The following is a 17009-nucleotide window of genomic DNA, read 5'->3' as shown; positions in this document are numbered from 1 at the left end:
TATTGTATCAGTAACAGCTATGTCATTATTCCTTCTGTGCACACAATTAACATTTGCCCAGTCAACATCTTTACAGGGTAGAATTGAACTTAGCTTAGTGAGCGCGGATGACACAGCGTCCTTTCAAAATGAAGGAGCAGGAATTTTGAGGCCTGAGCAAGACGGTGTTGAGTTGCAGCAGTTGTTTCTTCATGCAAAACATCAATTTTCTTCTAGTTGGACCGGGCAGGTGGTCACAAACGCATATAGTGACGGCGAAAAGCATATAGGTTTGACGCAAGCTTTTTTGCAATACAAACCCCTTAGCCCCAAGCAAATAAAAGTAAAAGCTAGAATAGGCATGTTTTATCCTGCTATGTCGGTAGAAAATACTGCCGAAGGTTGGTTGTCGCCTTACACCTACACCCAATCAGCCATTAATACGTGGATTGGTGAAGAGCTGCGTACCATTGGTGCCGAAATTAGTTTCTTTTCTAATGGCCGACGGATCAGGTCACCCTGGAGTTGGGAACTGACAGGTGCAATATTTGGCGCAAACGATACAACCGGTACATTATTGTCTTGGCGAGGCTTTGCAATGCATGACCGCCAAGCTTTATTACATGATGTTATTTCTTTCTTGCCTATCCCTACTGTCGAGGGAGCGCCTTTTTATGCGCCAAATCATACTCGACCATTTGAAGAAATTGACCAACGCCTAGGTGTTTATGTAGGAGGGCATCTGAATTATCTGCGCCAGCATCAACTACGGTATTATTATTACAACAACTTAGCAGATTCGAAGCAAATCAATAAAGAGAGGCTTTATGCATGGCATACTCGATTCCATAGTATTGCGTATCAAAACAAGCTTTCGAGTCATTGGACGATATTTTCACAGCTGATGATAGGTGATACTGACATGGGCTTAGGGCAAGTATACTCTGATTTCTATGCTTGGTACGCTTCGGTGAGCTATTTACATAATCAGCATAGAATAACAGTTAGGGTAGATAAGTTTGATGTAGGCGAAGATGATAACGAGCCGCAAGATATCAATATTAGCGATGGGCATGGGCTAACACTTGCATGGCGTTATCAGTATGATCAATCGCTGGAAATAGGCGCGGAATGGCACCAAAATAAAACCTTTGCTGGCAATCGTGTTCAAGTGAACCTTGCGCCTAATGTTGAGCAAGCGCAAGCACGCATAGTGCTTGCTTATATTTTCTAATCGCCGTTATCTTCAAAAATGAGCTCAATAGGTTGATTAAACAAACGCGCTATTTTAAACGCCAAGGGTAAACTTGGGTCAAATTTACCTTTCTCTATTGCATTGACTGTTTGTCTAGACACACCTAGCTCTTGTGCTAAGTCTGCTTGAGTCATGTCAAACTGAGCACGTAAAACTTTAAGTTTGTTAATCATCTGTACTTCCTATGACCAAGAAATACACTTGTAATAAAAGTGATTCCCATTACAAAATACAAGTGAGAAATACGCGGTGTAAAATCCAGTAACACATTGGTATAAGAAAACAATTCATAGCAAACACCAAAGACCATTAATACCCCTAGAGTCAAAGCTGCGCTTTCTATAAAGATTTTGCGGCCAAGCTCATCAAGTGCTGACAAATGAGCAATATTAGCTCTTATCATCATCCAACCAATTACTAGGTTAAATAGTACGGACAATATTGTTATTACAGTATGATTACCCCATAAAAAATGCGGGCCAAACGCTAGTAGCGCAGTGCTAAATAACCACGTAATTGTCCATTTAGCCAATACTTTGTTAGATGCTTTTTCTCTTTTTGAATAACTAGACTCTGATGTTTTCATAATATTCCTCAGGTAAATTGTATTTTACTTTATGTAAAGTGAGCTTTACCTTAAGTTTTAAGTAATAATATGTCAAGTTTATTTTACTTTTAGTGTATTTATTTTTAGTAATTTGATATTAAAAGTTTAATGACTATAGTACTACCTAGTATCGTTAGGCAGACAAGGTGTCATGAAATCAATAGAAATATTTTGGATATTTTTGCGCTTAGGTTGCACGTCCTTTGGCGGGCCGATTGCACATATTGCATACTTTAACAACGAGTTTGTGAGTAAGCGAAAATGGCTTGAACAAGCTCAATTCGCTCAGATTGTAGCGATTTGTCAGACTTTACCTGGTCCTGCTAGTAGTCAAGTTGGGTTTGCAATTGGCTTAAGCAAAGGTGGACTTAAAGGGGCGCTAGCCGCTTTTGTCGGATTTACATTGCCAACATGTCTGTTGCTAATTTTATTTGCTAGTCAACTTTCTTGGTTTAGTTCACCCTTGGGAGTGTCGATTATTCAGGGCCTCACATTGTTAGCATTTGTGGTTGTAAGTCAGGGTTTGTGGGGCATGAGTCAACAACTTACTCAAACTCGGACAACCGTCCTAATTGCATTTTTTGTGTTTGCGATACTCACTTTAAATCAAAGCCCTTTTTTGCAAATAGGGCTTATAACGGCAGGGGGGTTGACGTCCCTATTATTACATCTTTTTTGTCGTGATAAGACTCTTGAGCAAAACAAAAAGGTCAGTACGATAAACATACCTGTATCAAAGTTTACAGCAACTTTAAGCTTGCTTGTGTTTGTTGGTCTATTTATCACTTTTTTAGCATTCCCAAATATAGTAACTCATGCTGATATTTTTTATCGTTCCGGCGCAATGGTATTTGGTGGTGGGCATGTTGTTTTGCCTTTGTTAGAAGAATCAATAGTATCTGCTGGTTTGTTGGATACCGAAACGTTTATGGCAGGATATGGCGCGACTCAAGCAATGCCTGGACCTATGTTTAGTTTTGCCGGATATCTAGGGTACTTAATTGGAGAAAATACTGCTGACTCAGCCACATTAGGTGCACTTGTTGGCATCGTTTTTATTTTTCTGCCCGGCTTTTTGCTGCTCATGTTCGCGTTACCTTTATGGCAGAGTATATCTTCAAACAAAATATTGCAGTCTTTTATTATGGGAAGCAATGCTGCAGTAGTAGGACTGTTGGCAGCGACGCTGTATTCTCCGATTTTTACACATGCAATCAATTCTAATCATTCTATCGTAACAGCCGTTTTGGGGCTGCTTCTACTTATGTATTTTGAAGTCCGTGTTTTATTAGTGCTTATTTTTTGTGTCATAAGCAGTGTATTATTTAATTACGCAGCTTGGTTTACTGTATGAGTAGTCATAATAGCAATAAAGATATTGTGTTTAGCTCATCTAGTATTTACTTGCGTAAACTTGTTAAAGACGATGGCAAATTTATGTATGACCTGATGAACCAGCAGTCTTGGTTAGATTATATCGGTGATAAAAATATTACTAATATTGATGCTGCAAAGGCGTATCTAATTGCTGGCCCAATGAAGGACTATGACACTCATGGTTTTGGCTTATACTTAATAGTTGATAAAGTAAGGCACGAGCAAATAGGTGTATGTGGCTTATTAAAGCGCCGATATTTATCAGGTCCTGATATTGGTTTTGCCATTATAGAAAAACATCAACACAAAGGTTTTGCTTACCAAGCGGCCTCATTGGTTATCGACAACACTTCTCAGCTAACTGACGCTGATTCAATATTTGCCACTTGTCTGCAAAAAAATAGCGCCTCTCAAAATTTACTTAGAAAACTTGGTTTTGTTTATCAAAAAGTGATTAGTCCCCCTGTCGAATCAGCGTCATTACTTTTGTTCGAACGAGTATTGAAGCGCTAGCCTTTTAACATCGAAAATACAGAGCAATGAAACAATTTAAACAATATTTTTATTCGATTCGTATATTCGTACACTTAACGCTGTTCAATAATAATTTACCTAAGGATACTGTTTATTATGCAATTTAAGAAAACGCTATTGAGTCTTTCTATGTTAGGGCTATGCTCTGCTGCATCAGCTAGTGCGGATTTTAATTTTGTTAATCAAGCTAACAAACTAAAAAATGTGAACACTCATGTTGTCTTTGTGGATGATCTTGAAAATCTAGATGGTGCTGCGGGCAAGTTAAATGAGTTATCAAAAGGACAGCTAGCTAAATTATTGGCATTAAATGAATTTGACGCAGCCTATGGCAATGTGCAACATCTACAACTCGTTGGTGATGCTGAATCACTATTAGTAGTAGGAACAGCCCATGAAACTGACTTAAGCATTCCACAATTACAAGATTTAGGAGGCAAGATATCAGCTGGCCTTTCTTCTACAAGCCAAAAGCTTAATGTCGCTTTTCATATTGATAATATGTCAACTCAAGTTAAAGGCCCAAGTGCATATCTTGCTCAAGGATATGATTTACGCCACTATGATTTTGATAAGTACAAAACTAAAAAATCAGAAGGCAAGTCGCAAGTAACAGTAGTCACACCAAATGCTAATGTCGCAGAAAGCTTATATGAATCTGATCTTCAATTTGTGGTTGAGGGCGTCCATTTAGCAAGAGATTTGTCTACCGAACCAGGTAAGTCATTATATCCATCGTTATTTGCCGATATTGTCGAAGATACCTTTAAGGGAGTAGATAAGGTTGACGTCAAAGTACTCGATGTAGAAGCGATGGAAAAGTACAACATGGGAGCTTTGCTAGGCGTAGGTAAAGGCTCTATACATGATCCTAGACTAATTGTAGTTGAATATATGGGTGGAGATAAAGATCAGGCACCTATTGTGCTGGCGGGTAAAGGCATAACCTTTGATACCGGTGGTATAAGCCTGAAGGGAAATGACGGCATGTGGGCGATGAAATCAGACACCGCTGGCGCAGCGGCAGTTGCTGGTACTATGCATGCGATCGCACAAAGAGGTGAAAAATTAAACGTTGTTGGCTTAATGGCAATGGCCGAAAATATGCCAAGTGCCGATGCAATACGTCCAGGTGATGTTCTACAGACGATGCAAGGAACTAGCATTGAAATAATGAGCACTGATGCAGAAGGTCGATTAGTGCTATCTGATGCTGTTTATTATGGTCAGCAAAAATATAACCCAAGTCTTTTGGTCAATATTGCCACCTTAACAGGCTCTGCAGCACGTGCGCTAAGTGACGAATATGCAGCGTTAATTACGCGTGATTTTGATTTGTCAGTTGAAATGATGGAAGTGGGTAAACGTTCAGGTGAATTAGTATGGCCTTTACCGCTTCACCCAAATCATTTTGATCAAATTAAGTCGCCAATCGCTGATATCAAAAACTCAGGCGCAGGGAGCCCTGGGGCAAGTATAGGAGCTGCCGTTATTGGGACGTTTGTCGCTGAGGACTTAGAGTGGGTGCATTTGGACATAGCGGGTGTTGATTGGTTGTCTTCGTCGATTGATGTGGCGCCTGAAGGTAGTCAAGGCTGGGGTGTTCGTTTCATGGATCAAATAGTCAGAGAACGAGCCGCCAAATAAAAGGCTTTAGACGTAGCTTTGAATAAGTACATACCCAAGTAGTGTGGTGGGTACCGACAACACGGTGCTCACCGCAATTATCTGCGCAGCCATTTCATGGTTTCCGCCAATTTTTCTAACCATTACATAACTTGCTGCCGCCGTTGGACTGATTGCCATTAAAAAGACGATCATCAAAGGCATGCCGCTCACGCCAAATAAAATAGATAAGCTTACTAACACCAAGGGGTAAACTATACACTTAACGCTTACACTCAAAATGCCAAGGTATGCCGTTTTGTTTCATTGTCGAAAACCGTAGCGCTGCGCCGGTGCATAGTAAGGCTAGAGGGAGTGTTAATTGAGCAAAATACTCAACACTATTCACAACAATGCTAGGTACTGGCAAATCAAGCGCTGACACGAGCAGACCCAATATGATAGACAAAATAATAGGATTGCTTGCGATGTCGCGTAGAATTTTTTTATATGAGGTTTCGGTATTGTGATATACGTTTAACACTGCAACAGATAACAAGTTATAAACGATAGTCAATGAGCCTAAATATAATGAACCATACGCAAGGCCCTGAGAGCCAAATGCATTCGCACAGTAAGCTAGCCCAATAATCCCCATATTTGATCTAAATGCGCCTTGAATCACAACGCCACGATCTTGTCTTTGATGGACTATAAAAGGACACATCACCAGTAAGGTAATAAAAATAATCAAAGTGCCACCAACACCAATAGAAATGATTTTTATATCGCTAATGCCAGGGATGGGGTTTGTGCTAATGGTACTGAATAAAAGTGCAGGTAATGCAAAATTGAATACTAGTTTTGACGCTTTTTCGACAAAGCTATCATCAAGCGTTTTTGTTCGGTACAAGCCATAACCGAATATTATCATGACAATGACGGGCCCAACGACCGCGACAGAAAATTCAAAGAAATTGGTAGACAAAAGATAAGATAAGGTAATTAAGTACTTACGATGAACTTATCATAAATACTAGCCGATTGCAGTGAGAACTTTCCTAAAGATTGCTAAATACATCCATTAAGCATCTAAAAAGAGACGGTTTACCGAAGTTTCTTGACTCTTAATATATATATGATAAATATGACTGCGTTGAGTAATTTATGAACATGTTTCCAAAGAGAAATCACATAAATAAAACCTCAATTTGTTTGCTCCAATTACAACATAAGATCGACTAACTCAATTATAACAATAATTATTTTGAGGAAAGTGGCACAAAGAACGTCAGATAAGTTCGTTTACAAAAACATTGGGAGAAATACATGAAAAACACGCTACACAAAATTAATGCTATTACAGCCGCTTTGGCTTTATCGATAGCCACCTCATACTCTGCAAATACTTTTGCACAAGAAGCAGAGTCGGATGCAGAAACAGATGCAGAACGGATTATTGTCACCGGTACACGATTATCAAATCGCTCAGCGGCCGACTCTCCGGTACCAGTAGACGTTATTTCAGGAGATGAATTTAGACAAAACTCTTCGACTGACGTACAAGATATGTTGCGAACAGCGGTACCGTCTTTTGATATCAATACACAACCAATTAGTGATGCCGCCACCGTTGTGAGACCCGCTAACTTGCGAGGTTTGTCTCCGGATAATGTCTTAGTATTAGTAAACGGTAAACGCCGCCATCGAGGTTCTATTATTTCCTTTTTAGGTGGTGGTATTTCAGATGGCGCCCAAGGTGTTGATATTTCGGCAATTCCTTCGATGGCACTAAAACGCGTTGAAGTATTAAGAGATGGCGCTTCTTCTCAATATGGCTCAGATGCAATAGCAGGTGTACTTAACTTTATTTTACGCGATGATTCTGAAGGATTTGAAGTAAATGCCCGATATGGTTCTACATTTGAAGGTGACGGTGATAACTTTACGGTCTCTGCAAATGCAGGATTTGCAGTAGGTGATTCAGGTTTTATTAACGTAACAGCCGAAATCCGCGAAGTAGATGGAACCGTGAGGTCGGTTGTTAGAGACGATGTCGCTGGCATGGTCGCAGCAGGTTATATATCAGCCGATGATTTTGTTGGTATCAATACGTACACAAGTGAAGTTCCTCAGTATTGGGGACAGCCGGATGTTGAAGACGACATTAAGTTATTCGTCAACTCAGCGTTTGAAATTAACGATAATGCAGAGCTTTATTTGTTTGGTAACTATGGTGAGCGCCAAGTAACAGGTGGCTTCTTTTATCGAAACCCTGTGACCCAAGGCAGCCAACGAGGCGGTGTGTATCGAGGGCCAACGGTGGATCCATTAACAGGTTTATCTGACCCTAATGGTGTTCACTCTGTACTTGTTGGTGACTTAGATGGCGTTGGCGTTGGCGGTGAATGTATTGACGGTATTCCTATTGGTGGAAATGGCAATGTATTCCCGGACCCAACCTTACTTGCACAAGTTGCGGCAGATGATAACTGTTTCTCCTTCATCGAGACCATTCCAAATGGTTTTGTTCCACGATTTGGTGGTACAAACGAAGACATGGCCTTTACTGTGGGTGTAAGAGGTGAAGTCGCAGTGGGTAACGGTTTGTCGTATGATGTAAGTGCGCAACGTGGTTCAAATAGAACAGACTTTTTTATCCGAAATACTATTAACGCTTCTTTAGGTCCTGCAACACCACGAGATTTTGTGCCTATGGCGGACAAGAGCAAACCGAGACATTGTTTAACATTGATTTTGTTTATGCTTTAGATGCAGGCCTTTACTCAGAGTTAAGTGTTGCGTTTGGTGCTGAATATAGAGAAGAAGAGTTTGACTTGTTTGCTGGTGATGCAGCTTCGTTTGCCTTAGGTCCATTGGCAAGCCAAGGCTTTTCATCAAGCTCTAACGGTTTTGGTGGATTCCCTGCTAATACAAGTGCATCACAAGACAGTAAGGCGGTGTATGTTGATTTAGAGGCCGATATTACTGAAAACCTAACGATGCAAGCAGCGGTTAGAAGCGAAGACTTTAGCGAGTTTGGTAGTACGACTGATTTTAAAATTGCCGGTATTTTACATTTAACGGATGAGTTTAGAATTCGAAGTGCATTTTCAACTGGTTTCCATGCACCAACAGCCGGTCAAGCTAACATTACTAATGTGACCACGCAAAACGTTGGTGGTGTGCTAATAGACCAAGGAACCTTGCCTCTATTTTCTGCAGCGGGACAGGTTGCCGCAGATTTTGTTGAAAGCCAAGGTAATGGCAGACCAACACTTGGTCCAGAAGATGCGCAAAACTTCTCTATTGGTGCAGCCTTTGATTTAGGCGAAACCAGTTGGACAGTTGATTACTATACTATTGAATTGACAGACCGTGTTGCTTTAGGTGGCAATATTGATTTCCTAGCGGCGCTTAATTTTGCCGGTGGAGCAGGTTCAAACTTTGGATCGGTATCTGAGGCGCTAACAGCATTAGATGCAAATGGTACAATCAATCGTAGCGAGTTTATTGGCTTAGATGATTTGTCGCAGTTTAGATTTTTCTCTAATAGTTTCGACACCACTACAAGCGGTATCGACTTAGTTGGTAATTATAGTTTTGATTTTATGGGTGGAGACTCGCGCTTAACCCTAGCTGCTAACTATAATAGAACTGAGGTTGATAACGTAGGTACGGTGAATCCGATTAGCGCAGGCAGAGTTGCTGCAATTGAAGATTTGCTTCCTAATATCAGAGGAAACCTGTCGTGGTTCCATACACATGATGATATTAATACTTTGGTTCGTGCCAATTACTACGGTGGTTGGGATGACACTGGTAATGGCGTAAATGGTATTGGCGCTGAAGTGCTAATTGATGTACAAGTGTCTTATCAATTAAATGAGCAAACTAAGCTTGTAGCAGGAGTTGATAACTTATTTGATGCCTACCCTGACGAAAACCCAGGTGCTGGTGGTAGTGGTCAACTATACTCTGAAGCAAGTCCGTTTGGATTTAACGGTGCGACTTGGTATGTACAAGCGCGTTACACTTTCTAAGGATAATCGTTCTTTGTAAGCAATAAAATGCCGCTTGTTATTACAGCGGCATTTTTATTTATACCAATATCATATGGAAAGACTTAACGAAAAAAGGAAAGCATATGCACATCGCGGCAATGAAAATCTTACTGTTACTAGCAAGTTTTACTCTTATACAAGCATGCAATCAAGAAAATGCTTCACCGCATGAGCAACATTGTTTTGAGGCAGATTTAGTCCTTTATAATGCGACAATTTATACACTAGATGAATCTCAGCCTACTGCTCAAGCAGTTGCAGTACTAGCAGACAAAATAATATTTGTCGGAACCAATTCACAAGCAAAGTCCTATCTTTGTGATGACGTTAACAGTATAGACCTTGGGCGGGAAAACAATGTTCCCAGGGTTCACTGATAGTCATCAACATGTAGAAGGTGTTGGCCAAAGACCCAAAACATTGAGTTTATTTGGCATCACAAGTTTAGAGGAAACTGTTAAGGCTATTGAAACCTTCGCTAAAAATGTACCACAAGGAAGCTGGGTAGAAGGTCGTGGATGGATAGAACGAGAATGGACTGATGAGCAACGCTTTTTAAACAAACACGATGTTGACCCATTTACACTAAACAAACCTTTATTTATGCCTAGAGCAGATGGCGTATCTGCACTGGTAAATTCAAAAGCACTTTCACTTGCAGGGATCACTTCGGCCACGCCTGATCCCCAAGGTGGTAAGTTTGAAAGAGACGAAAACGGCGAACCAACAGGGTATATCTTGGCAACTGCCATGCAGGTATTTAGAGACCTCATTCCGCCCAAAACTAAAGAGTATATTAAAGATAGTCTTGTGGTGGGGATGCAGCAAAATGCTCGACTTGGCTGGACCGCGACACAAGATGCTGGGATGCCCTTTGTCAATGTTGATTTAATGCAAGAAATTCACCAAGAAGGAAATATGTCTACTCGTATTTATGCCGCTGCAAACGTACAACAAGCAAGCATGATGTTTGATAGAAATAGACAAAAAACCGATGACGATATGTTTGATATACGGGGTATCAAAGTGTATATCGACGGCACGCTAGGTTCTCGGGGAGCGGCTCTCATAGATAACTATGCTGATGCACCCCACAATGGCTTTATGAATCGAACTACAGAAGAAGAGCTAAAGCCTATATTGCGTAAAGCGCTAAAAGAAGGTTTGCAAGTGCAAACACATGTGATTGGTGACAGGGCGGTCAAAACTCTTATCGATTGGTATGAAGAAGCATTTATAGCGGTACCTGAATCACAAAGAGAGGTTGCCAAACCAAGATGGCGACTTGAACATGCTCAGATTATCCCGCCAGAGCAGCAAGACCGAATGGTAGCTCTAGAGATTATTCCTTCGATGCAACCTAGTCATGGCATAGGGGATCTTAATTTTGCGCCCCAGCGCATAGGCCTACAAAGGCTTGCATATGCCTATCCATGGCAGCAATTGATTGACAAAGGCTCAATAATTTTAGGAGGTTCTGATGCGCCAGTAGAAGTAGGTGACCCGCGCATTGAGTTTTACGCTGCGGTGGCACGAAAAAGACTTGATGGTTCGGCGGGAGAGGGCTGGCACCCAGAGTTAGCTGTTAGTCGAGAAACTGCTTTAAAAATGTTTACGATTTGGCCTGCTTATGGCGCATTTCAAGAGGATATAAGAGGCTCAATTGAAGTAGGTAAGTATGCAGATTTCACTATTTTCGATAAAGATCTGATGACGATCCCAGAGGCCGAAATATTAGAGGCAAAAAACATGATGACCATTGTTGGCGGTAAAATCACCTATCAGCGATAAATAAGCTTGGGCCCAATAGAACTCAAGGGCCCAAATTTGTTCAGTCTAAGCCGAATAACTGCCCAAACCAATCAGTGCGCATTGCTCTGGCTTCACCTCTGTTTTTACTTTCTGATGCGGCGCTCAGCTTGCCGCCACTATTAATAATGACTTGTAAATCACCAAAGTCACCAGCTCTCATAGTATAGCCTTTGGCAGTTAGCGCATTTACCAAATTTTCATCAAGTGAGGGGTGATAATAAATCACATCTTTAGGCAAAAGTTGATGGTGGATACGAGGCGTATCAACGGCATTTTGTGCGTTCATAGTGAATTCAATTACGTTTAATATGCTCATGTAAACAGATGATATAATGGTGGTGCCACCAGGACGATCCAGTCACCATCTTAATATCATTGCCTTCAAGTAAAAAAGTTGGACTCATCGAACTTAACATACGCTTGTTAGGTGCAATGGCATTAGCATCACCGCCCACCGCGCCAAAGGAATTAGCTACACCAGCCTTGGCACTAAAATCATCCATTTCATTATTGAGCAAGAATCCAGCGCCAGAAACTACCATGCCACTGCCAAAACTTAAATTGATTGTGGTGGTGTTTGATACGGCGTTTCCAAAGCGGTCAACAATTGAAAAGTGCGTGGTGTCATGGCTTTCATTCAAACCAGGTTGAATCTTTTCAGTTGCAGATATTTGTTCTAGATTCACTTGAGAGGCGCGTTTATCAAGATAAACAGGATCGAGCAATGACTGTTGAGGAACATCATAAAAATCAGGGTCACCTAGATATTTGGCTCTGTCTGCAAAAACACGTTTACCAATTTCGGCTAAGGCATGGATATACTTTGGACTATCTTGCGCAAGCGTATCAGTACGAACTTTTATTCGGTCAAACATTTGCAGCCACTGCGAAACCGCAATGCCGCCCGAGCTAGGTGGTGGTGCACTTACAATTGTATAGTTGCGCCACGCACTGGCAATAGGCGTTCGCCATTTAGCTTCGTAGTCTGCTAAATCATCAAGACTTATCAAGCCATTATTATTTTGCATAAATGATACGATTTGATCAGCCACTTCGCCTTGATAAAAACCACGTTTGCCAGATAACTGAATACGCTTTAATGTTGTTGCAAGCTCTGCTTGAATAAACAATTGGCCAGCCTCTAGCTTGCCAAAGTAATCAACAAAATTAACCTTAGTTTGCACATCATTGATATGATTTACATATCGATTTGCCCGCTCATCGAGCTGTTTGGGGACAATAAAACCATTTTGTGCTAAATCGATGGCTGGTTGAAGTAATCTTTCCCAAGGCAAGGTACCGTATTTTTGGTGTGCTTCCCACATCCCTGCAACCGTTCCATGGTACACCAGATGCTAAAATTCCATAAACTGGAAGTTCAGTTTGGACCTCTCCCGTTGCATCTAAATACATGTCTCTAGAGGCGAGTGCAGGGGCTGTCTCTCGATAGTCTAAAAAGTCGGTTTGACCATCAATATAGGTGAGCATGAAGCCGCCTCCGCCAATATTACCAGCTTCAGGATACGTTACCGCTAGGCTAAATTGAGCTGCAATTGCAGCATCAACCGCATTGCCGCCCATATCTAAAATTGAGACCGCAACATCGGCTGCAAATTTATCGGGCATAGCAACCGCTTGATATTCTTTATTGATTTTGGGGAGATGGATATCGCTGGTGCGTGTGGTACAGCCGGCTATTAGGCTAAGACTGAGTATTATTATTAATATTTTATTCATTAAATGCGTTTCCTAGATTAAGCGATACTCCCAAATAAGAGCTCAATAAGCTCTTTTTCAGGCGGTAGTGTTAAGATCTTCCTTCAATTTCTGTCGTCTACTTTCTTTGATTCTTCTATCTAGCTAAGTGCTAATTTAACGACTTCATCAACATGCAATTGTGTTGTGTTAAATAAAGGAAGACCTTCAAAGTCTTCTGGTTTTATTAGCAAGAATATTTCAGTACACCCTAAAATTATGCCCTGTGCACCACGACGTTTAAGATCAAGACATATGTCGATGTATTTTGCCTTTGACACATCACTGATAATATTTTTGACTAACTCATCAAAAATAATCTGGTCGATTATGCTTTGTTGCGCGTCACTAGGTACAATTATGTCGATACCTGCTTGTACGTAGCGTTTAGCCATATAGTCTTCAGACATAATGGGTTTGGTTCCCAATAGAGCGACTTTGGACAAGCCCTGCAGCTTTATTGCATTTGCAGTGGGGCTAGCAATATGGATAAAAGGGATTGTGATGTGTGAGTCTATGCTTTGAAGAACTTTATGCATAGTATTTGACATACAAATTAGTAAATCTGCGCCACCGTTTTGTGCGTCTTGAGCCTTTTTAAGCAGATATTCTTGAGCGATATCCCACTGATTGTTTCTAACAAAGTGCTCGATATTACCAAAATTGCACCCAATGATGATCGTTTCGGCAATATCCCATCCACTTAATCTTTGGTTAATAGCGTCATTGATTTTCGTATAATATTCGACGGTGGCCCTATCACTCATACCGCCTAGAATACCAATGACTTTTTGTGGGTAAGGTCGCTCTTTTGCTATCTTATTCACTTAACTAAGCTCAACAAAGTAATGGTATTCGTCGCTTAAGCATCGGCTGATTCTAAATTCTATCTTCTTGCCATCTATTGTTTCTGTAATCCTTCTGACTTCTAACAATGCTTCACCCTTGGCAACATCAATCTGATTGCTGTCATCTTGGGTCGCAATGACCGCTTTAATACTATCTTGCGTTTTTTGAACGCTTAAGTTAAATGTGTGTTGATAATAGTGATACAGCGTATGCGGAAGTTGTGTTTCGTTCTCGAGCCCTTGGAAATATTTATGGGGTAAATAAATTGACTCAATCATGCACGTTTTTTCTTTTAATAAGCGTTTGCGCACAAAGTGAATGACGGGCTCGTTATCGGCAAGTGATAAACTTGATTGCACTTCTTGGTTTGCCTGCTCAAGTGCTAAAGAAACTAATTGTGCTTTGGGAAGCTCTGGTTTTCCACCATCGGCGATAAGAGGAAAAAACCTATATAAACTCTGTTGTTTATTATGCTCAGACACAAAGGTGCCGACGCCTTGTTGGCGCGTAAGTATTTTGGCATCAGTTAATTGGTTGAGCGCCTTTCTTACAGTGCCTTGACTGACACTAAATTCTTCAGCTAGTTGAAATTCATTGGGAAGCGCTTCACCTATGGTAGCCATCTTTGTTCAATAATTAGTTGTTTAACATGCTCTTCAACCTGTTTATACAAGGGTTGAAATGCTAAATTGGGCTTGTTGAGTTTGTTGTCAAACTTTGTCTTGTTCATATTGTTGATATTATGTAAATAAAAAGCCTAGGTCTAGTGTTAATGCATCAGATTAAGTGCCTTATTCCAATGTTCTGAATATTGAGTAAATCAAACGCAAGCAATTTATTCTGCTTTTACTATAGTTAGTCTCATCCTTAAGAAATCGGATTGACAAAAATTTAACAGGCATATAACTTATGTCTTATATAAGACATATTCAATCATTGGACCTTTGCAGGCCAACATACTTCATAGTCTTGTCCGCTAAGGATAAGTAATAAACCGCGCTAACACTAAGAATAAGGTCTAAAGACAAGTGCTAACACTCAATACGCCTAACTGGAACGAGATAGAACAATGTGCCGTAACGAAGGTACGTGAAACGTCAAATGGAGCTATTTTACTGGATACTAACCATGGTGAGCTTGAGCTTTCTTTGTTTTCTAATGGCATGCGTTTGCGAAGCGTACAGAGCAATCAAACGCAACAGGCATATGATTATCAAATGCTCTTAAGCGCTCCTAGTATTGAAAAAGCAGTCATTTTAAATGAAGAATTAGATATTTTCACAGTCACTAACCAGCGATATACAATAATTATTCAAAAACACCCGTTTGCGTTTAAATGGACAAAAAATGAAGCGCATGGAAAACAAGTCAAAACTATCCAGCAAACGCCAAATGATGGACACTTTGTTAGACAGTATCGACTTCCACCACTAGCTAGAACCGATGAAGGATGGCTATTTAGTTTGGACCTTGGCGCCCAAGAAGCGGTTTATGGCTTGGGTGAAAAATGGTCAAGTTTAGACAAAAGAGGAGAACTCTTACGTTCTTATAATCATGACGCCTTAGGTGTTAATGCAGAGATTTCATACAAAAATGTACCTTTTGCATGGAGCCCAGAAGGTTGGGGGGCTTTTATCCATACGCCTGCGCCAGTTACGCATTCTGTAGGTTATGCGCCTTGGTCACAACGTGCCTATACCGCCTTTCTTGAAGATCAACAATTAGATATATTTTTATTTGATGGTGAATCAGGAGGCGACATTATTAAATCATATACTGACCTGACAGGAAGAGCACCACTACCCCCATTATTTACCTTAGGCGTGATTCTATCTAAAGCATATTATAAAGATGTACCAGAACTTCTATCGACAGCAAACGCGGTTCGCGAACATAAGATGCCATGCGATATTATTACAATTGATGGCAGAGCATGGCAGGATACCGATACTCGTTTTGCGTTTGAATGGGACCCAAAAAGGTACGATGATCCTGCCGCGGTTATCCAATCTTTGAAGAGACAAGACTTTAATGTTTGTGTATGGGAGTATCCGCTGGTATCCGTAAAAAACAAACTATTTCAAGAAATGTCTGATAAAGGATGGTTAATTAAGGACAAACGCACTGGGGAAACCTATCGGTATCAATGGGATATGAGTGCATTTTCGGACGTATTAACACCTTTACCTGAATCAGGCATTGTCGATTTTACTCACCCAGAGGCATATGAGTTTTGGCTTGAGTCACACAAACCGCTTTTTGATATTGGTGTCGATATGATTAAAGCAGATTTTGGTGAACAAATAGAAGATGACAATATGCTTGCGCATAGCGGCGATTCTGGCAAGCGACTCCATAATGTTTACAGTCTGCTATACAATCGTTGTGTCTACGAAGCCGCTAGTAAATATAGTAAAAATGGCCCATTTTTATTTAGTCGCTCAGCTTGGACTGGCTCTCAACGATATCCAAGTCAATGGGGAGGAGATCCTCAAGCAGACTGGGGTGGGTTGATTGCTAGTATTCGTGGTTCGCTATCGTGGGGAATGTCTGGAGCCCCTTATTATGCGACGGATGTTGGTGGGTTTTATAAAGATAAACGTGACCCTTTGCTATATGTGAGATGGGCACAAGCAGGTGTTTTTTGCGCCCATATGCGCTTACATGGAATTGGTCAAAGAGAACCTTGGAGTTATGGCGATGAAGCTGAAAAAGCGGTAAATAAGGCTTTGCAACTTCGATATCAACTTATCCCTTATATTTATCAAACTATGTCGCAATCCGTTAGTGAAGGACTGCCTGTTATGAGGGCTATGCCATTAGCGTTTCCCACACAAAAAATTGCACAAAAATTTGAAATGCAATTTATGTTAGGTGAGAGTATCTTAGTGGCGCCGTGCACAAACCCAGACAACAATGTTGATGTGTACTTGCCAGAAGGAGAGTGGCTTAGGTTCCCTAGTAAAAAGGAGTTTATGGGACATCAATTACTTAATTTGACACTTGGTATTGATGAAATGGCAATTTTTGTTAAAAAAAATCATCAGATACCGATAGGACCTAGTGTAGAAACGACTAAACAATATGAAGATAAAAAGATAGATGATGTCATAGCAGGCTATTGGCCGCACATTGACCTGTAGGGACTCAACAAAATTAAAAATATTGAGTT

Annotated in this window: 14 protein-coding genes and 2 pseudogenes; 9 read left to right on the top strand and 7 right to left on the bottom strand. The window is 40.7% G+C overall.

Annotated elements, in window-relative coordinates:
* Window positions 1–19: 19 nt before the first annotated feature.
* On the top strand, window positions 20–1213 hold the full coding sequence (locus tag ACZ1G6_RS12410) for a hypothetical protein (RefSeq protein WP_472616576.1): 1194 nt from the start codon (window positions 20–22) through the stop codon (window positions 1211–1213).
* Here the strand turns inward: ACZ1G6_RS12410 and ACZ1G6_RS12405 are convergent.
* Both ACZ1G6_RS12405 and ACZ1G6_RS12400 read right to left on the bottom strand, forming a co-directional pair.
* Window positions 1210–1407 (bottom strand): helix-turn-helix transcriptional regulator, encoded by a 198-nt coding sequence (locus ACZ1G6_RS12405; RefSeq protein ID WP_472616575.1) that lies wholly within the window; start codon window positions 1405–1407, stop codon window positions 1210–1212. The two genes, ACZ1G6_RS12410 and ACZ1G6_RS12405, sit on opposite strands and share 4 nt — an antisense overlap.
* Window positions 1404–1820, bottom strand: a complete 417-nt coding sequence (locus tag ACZ1G6_RS12400) for a hypothetical protein (protein WP_472616574.1) — start codon at window positions 1818–1820, stop codon at window positions 1404–1406. The genes ACZ1G6_RS12405 and ACZ1G6_RS12400 overlap by 4 nt, the downstream gene beginning before the upstream one ends.
* Window positions 1821–1992: 172 nt before the next feature.
* Between ACZ1G6_RS12400 and chrA the strand changes: the two genes are divergently transcribed.
* The 3 genes from chrA (at window position 1993) to ACZ1G6_RS12385 (ending at window position 5399) form a co-directional block, all read left to right on the top strand.
* Window positions 1993–3195, top strand: coding sequence for a chromate efflux transporter (chrA, locus tag ACZ1G6_RS12395; RefSeq protein WP_472616573.1), 1203 nt, complete (start codon window positions 1993–1995; stop codon window positions 3193–3195).
* Window positions 3192–3731 carry a GNAT family N-acetyltransferase gene (locus ACZ1G6_RS12390; protein WP_472616572.1) on the top strand — a complete coding sequence of 180 codons (540 nt, stop codon included), beginning with the start codon at window positions 3192–3194 and terminating at the stop codon, window positions 3729–3731. Before chrA ends, ACZ1G6_RS12390 begins: the two co-directional genes overlap by 4 nt.
* A gap of 117 nt (window positions 3732–3848) precedes the next feature.
* Window positions 3849–5399, top strand: coding sequence for a leucyl aminopeptidase family protein (locus ACZ1G6_RS12385; RefSeq protein ID WP_472616571.1), 1551 nt, complete (start codon window positions 3849–3851; stop codon window positions 5397–5399).
* A 6-nt stretch (window positions 5400–5405) separates the two neighbouring features.
* Here ACZ1G6_RS12385 and ACZ1G6_RS12380 read toward each other — a convergent pair whose 3' ends face one another.
* Both ACZ1G6_RS12380 and ACZ1G6_RS12375 read right to left on the bottom strand, forming a co-directional pair.
* The gene (locus tag ACZ1G6_RS12380; protein ID WP_472616570.1) at window positions 5406–5582 is read right to left on the bottom strand and encodes a hypothetical protein; all 177 of its coding nucleotides are present in this window, start codon (window positions 5580–5582) and stop codon (window positions 5406–5408) included.
* 58 nt (window positions 5583–5640) lie between these two features.
* The gene (locus ACZ1G6_RS12375) at window positions 5641–6291 is read right to left on the bottom strand and encodes an AEC family transporter (RefSeq protein WP_472616569.1); all 651 of its coding nucleotides are present in this window, start codon (window positions 6289–6291) and stop codon (window positions 5641–5643) included.
* 395 nt (window positions 6292–6686) lie between these two features.
* Between ACZ1G6_RS12375 and ACZ1G6_RS12370 the strand changes: the two genes are divergently transcribed.
* From ACZ1G6_RS12370 to ACZ1G6_RS12355, 4 genes are all read left to right on the top strand, one after another.
* The gene (locus tag ACZ1G6_RS12370) at window positions 6687–8129 is read left to right on the top strand and encodes a TonB-dependent receptor plug domain-containing protein (RefSeq protein ID WP_472616568.1); all 1443 of its coding nucleotides are present in this window, start codon (window positions 6687–6689) and stop codon (window positions 8127–8129) included.
* Complete coding sequence (locus ACZ1G6_RS12365) at window positions 8099–9400, top strand: TonB-dependent receptor domain-containing protein (RefSeq protein WP_472616567.1); 1302 nt, start codon at window positions 8099–8101, stop codon at window positions 9398–9400. Before ACZ1G6_RS12370 ends, ACZ1G6_RS12365 begins: the two co-directional genes overlap by 31 nt.
* A gap of 104 nt (window positions 9401–9504) precedes the next feature.
* On the top strand, window positions 9505–9798 hold the full coding sequence (locus ACZ1G6_RS12360; RefSeq protein WP_472616566.1) for a hypothetical protein: 294 nt from the start codon (window positions 9505–9507) through the stop codon (window positions 9796–9798).
* The gene (locus ACZ1G6_RS12355; RefSeq protein WP_472616565.1) at window positions 9779–11212 is read left to right on the top strand and encodes an amidohydrolase; all 1434 of its coding nucleotides are present in this window, start codon (window positions 9779–9781) and stop codon (window positions 11210–11212) included. Before ACZ1G6_RS12360 ends, ACZ1G6_RS12355 begins: the two co-directional genes overlap by 20 nt.
* Window positions 11213–11252: 40 nt before the next feature.
* Here ACZ1G6_RS12355 and ggt read toward each other — a convergent pair.
* The 3 genes and pseudogenes from ggt to ACZ1G6_RS12340 all read right to left on the bottom strand — a co-directional run bounded on the left by ggt (window position 11253) and on the right by ACZ1G6_RS12340 (window position 14567).
* A pseudogene (ggt, locus tag ACZ1G6_RS12350) lies at window positions 11253–12970 on the bottom strand (gamma-glutamyltransferase).
* Window positions 12971–13089: 119 nt separating this feature from the next.
* Window positions 13090–13815, bottom strand: coding sequence for an aspartate/glutamate racemase family protein (locus ACZ1G6_RS12345; RefSeq protein WP_472616564.1), 726 nt, complete (start codon window positions 13813–13815; stop codon window positions 13090–13092).
* Window positions 13816–14567, bottom strand: a pseudogene (locus ACZ1G6_RS12340) (GntR family transcriptional regulator). It abuts the gene before it with no gap.
* A 298-nt stretch (window positions 14568–14865) separates the two neighbouring features.
* On the opposite strand from ACZ1G6_RS12340, the gene ACZ1G6_RS12335 reads away from it, so the two are divergent.
* Window positions 14866–16980, top strand: a complete 2115-nt coding sequence (locus tag ACZ1G6_RS12335) for a glycoside hydrolase family 31 protein (RefSeq protein ID WP_472616563.1) — start codon at window positions 14866–14868, stop codon at window positions 16978–16980.
* Window positions 16981–17009 lie beyond the last annotated feature (29 nt).

This window comes from Glaciecola sp. HA4-3, assembly GCF_055693685.1.
The sequence above is the reverse complement of the archived record's forward strand: the minus strand, read 5'-3'. Positions and strand labels throughout refer to the sequence as shown.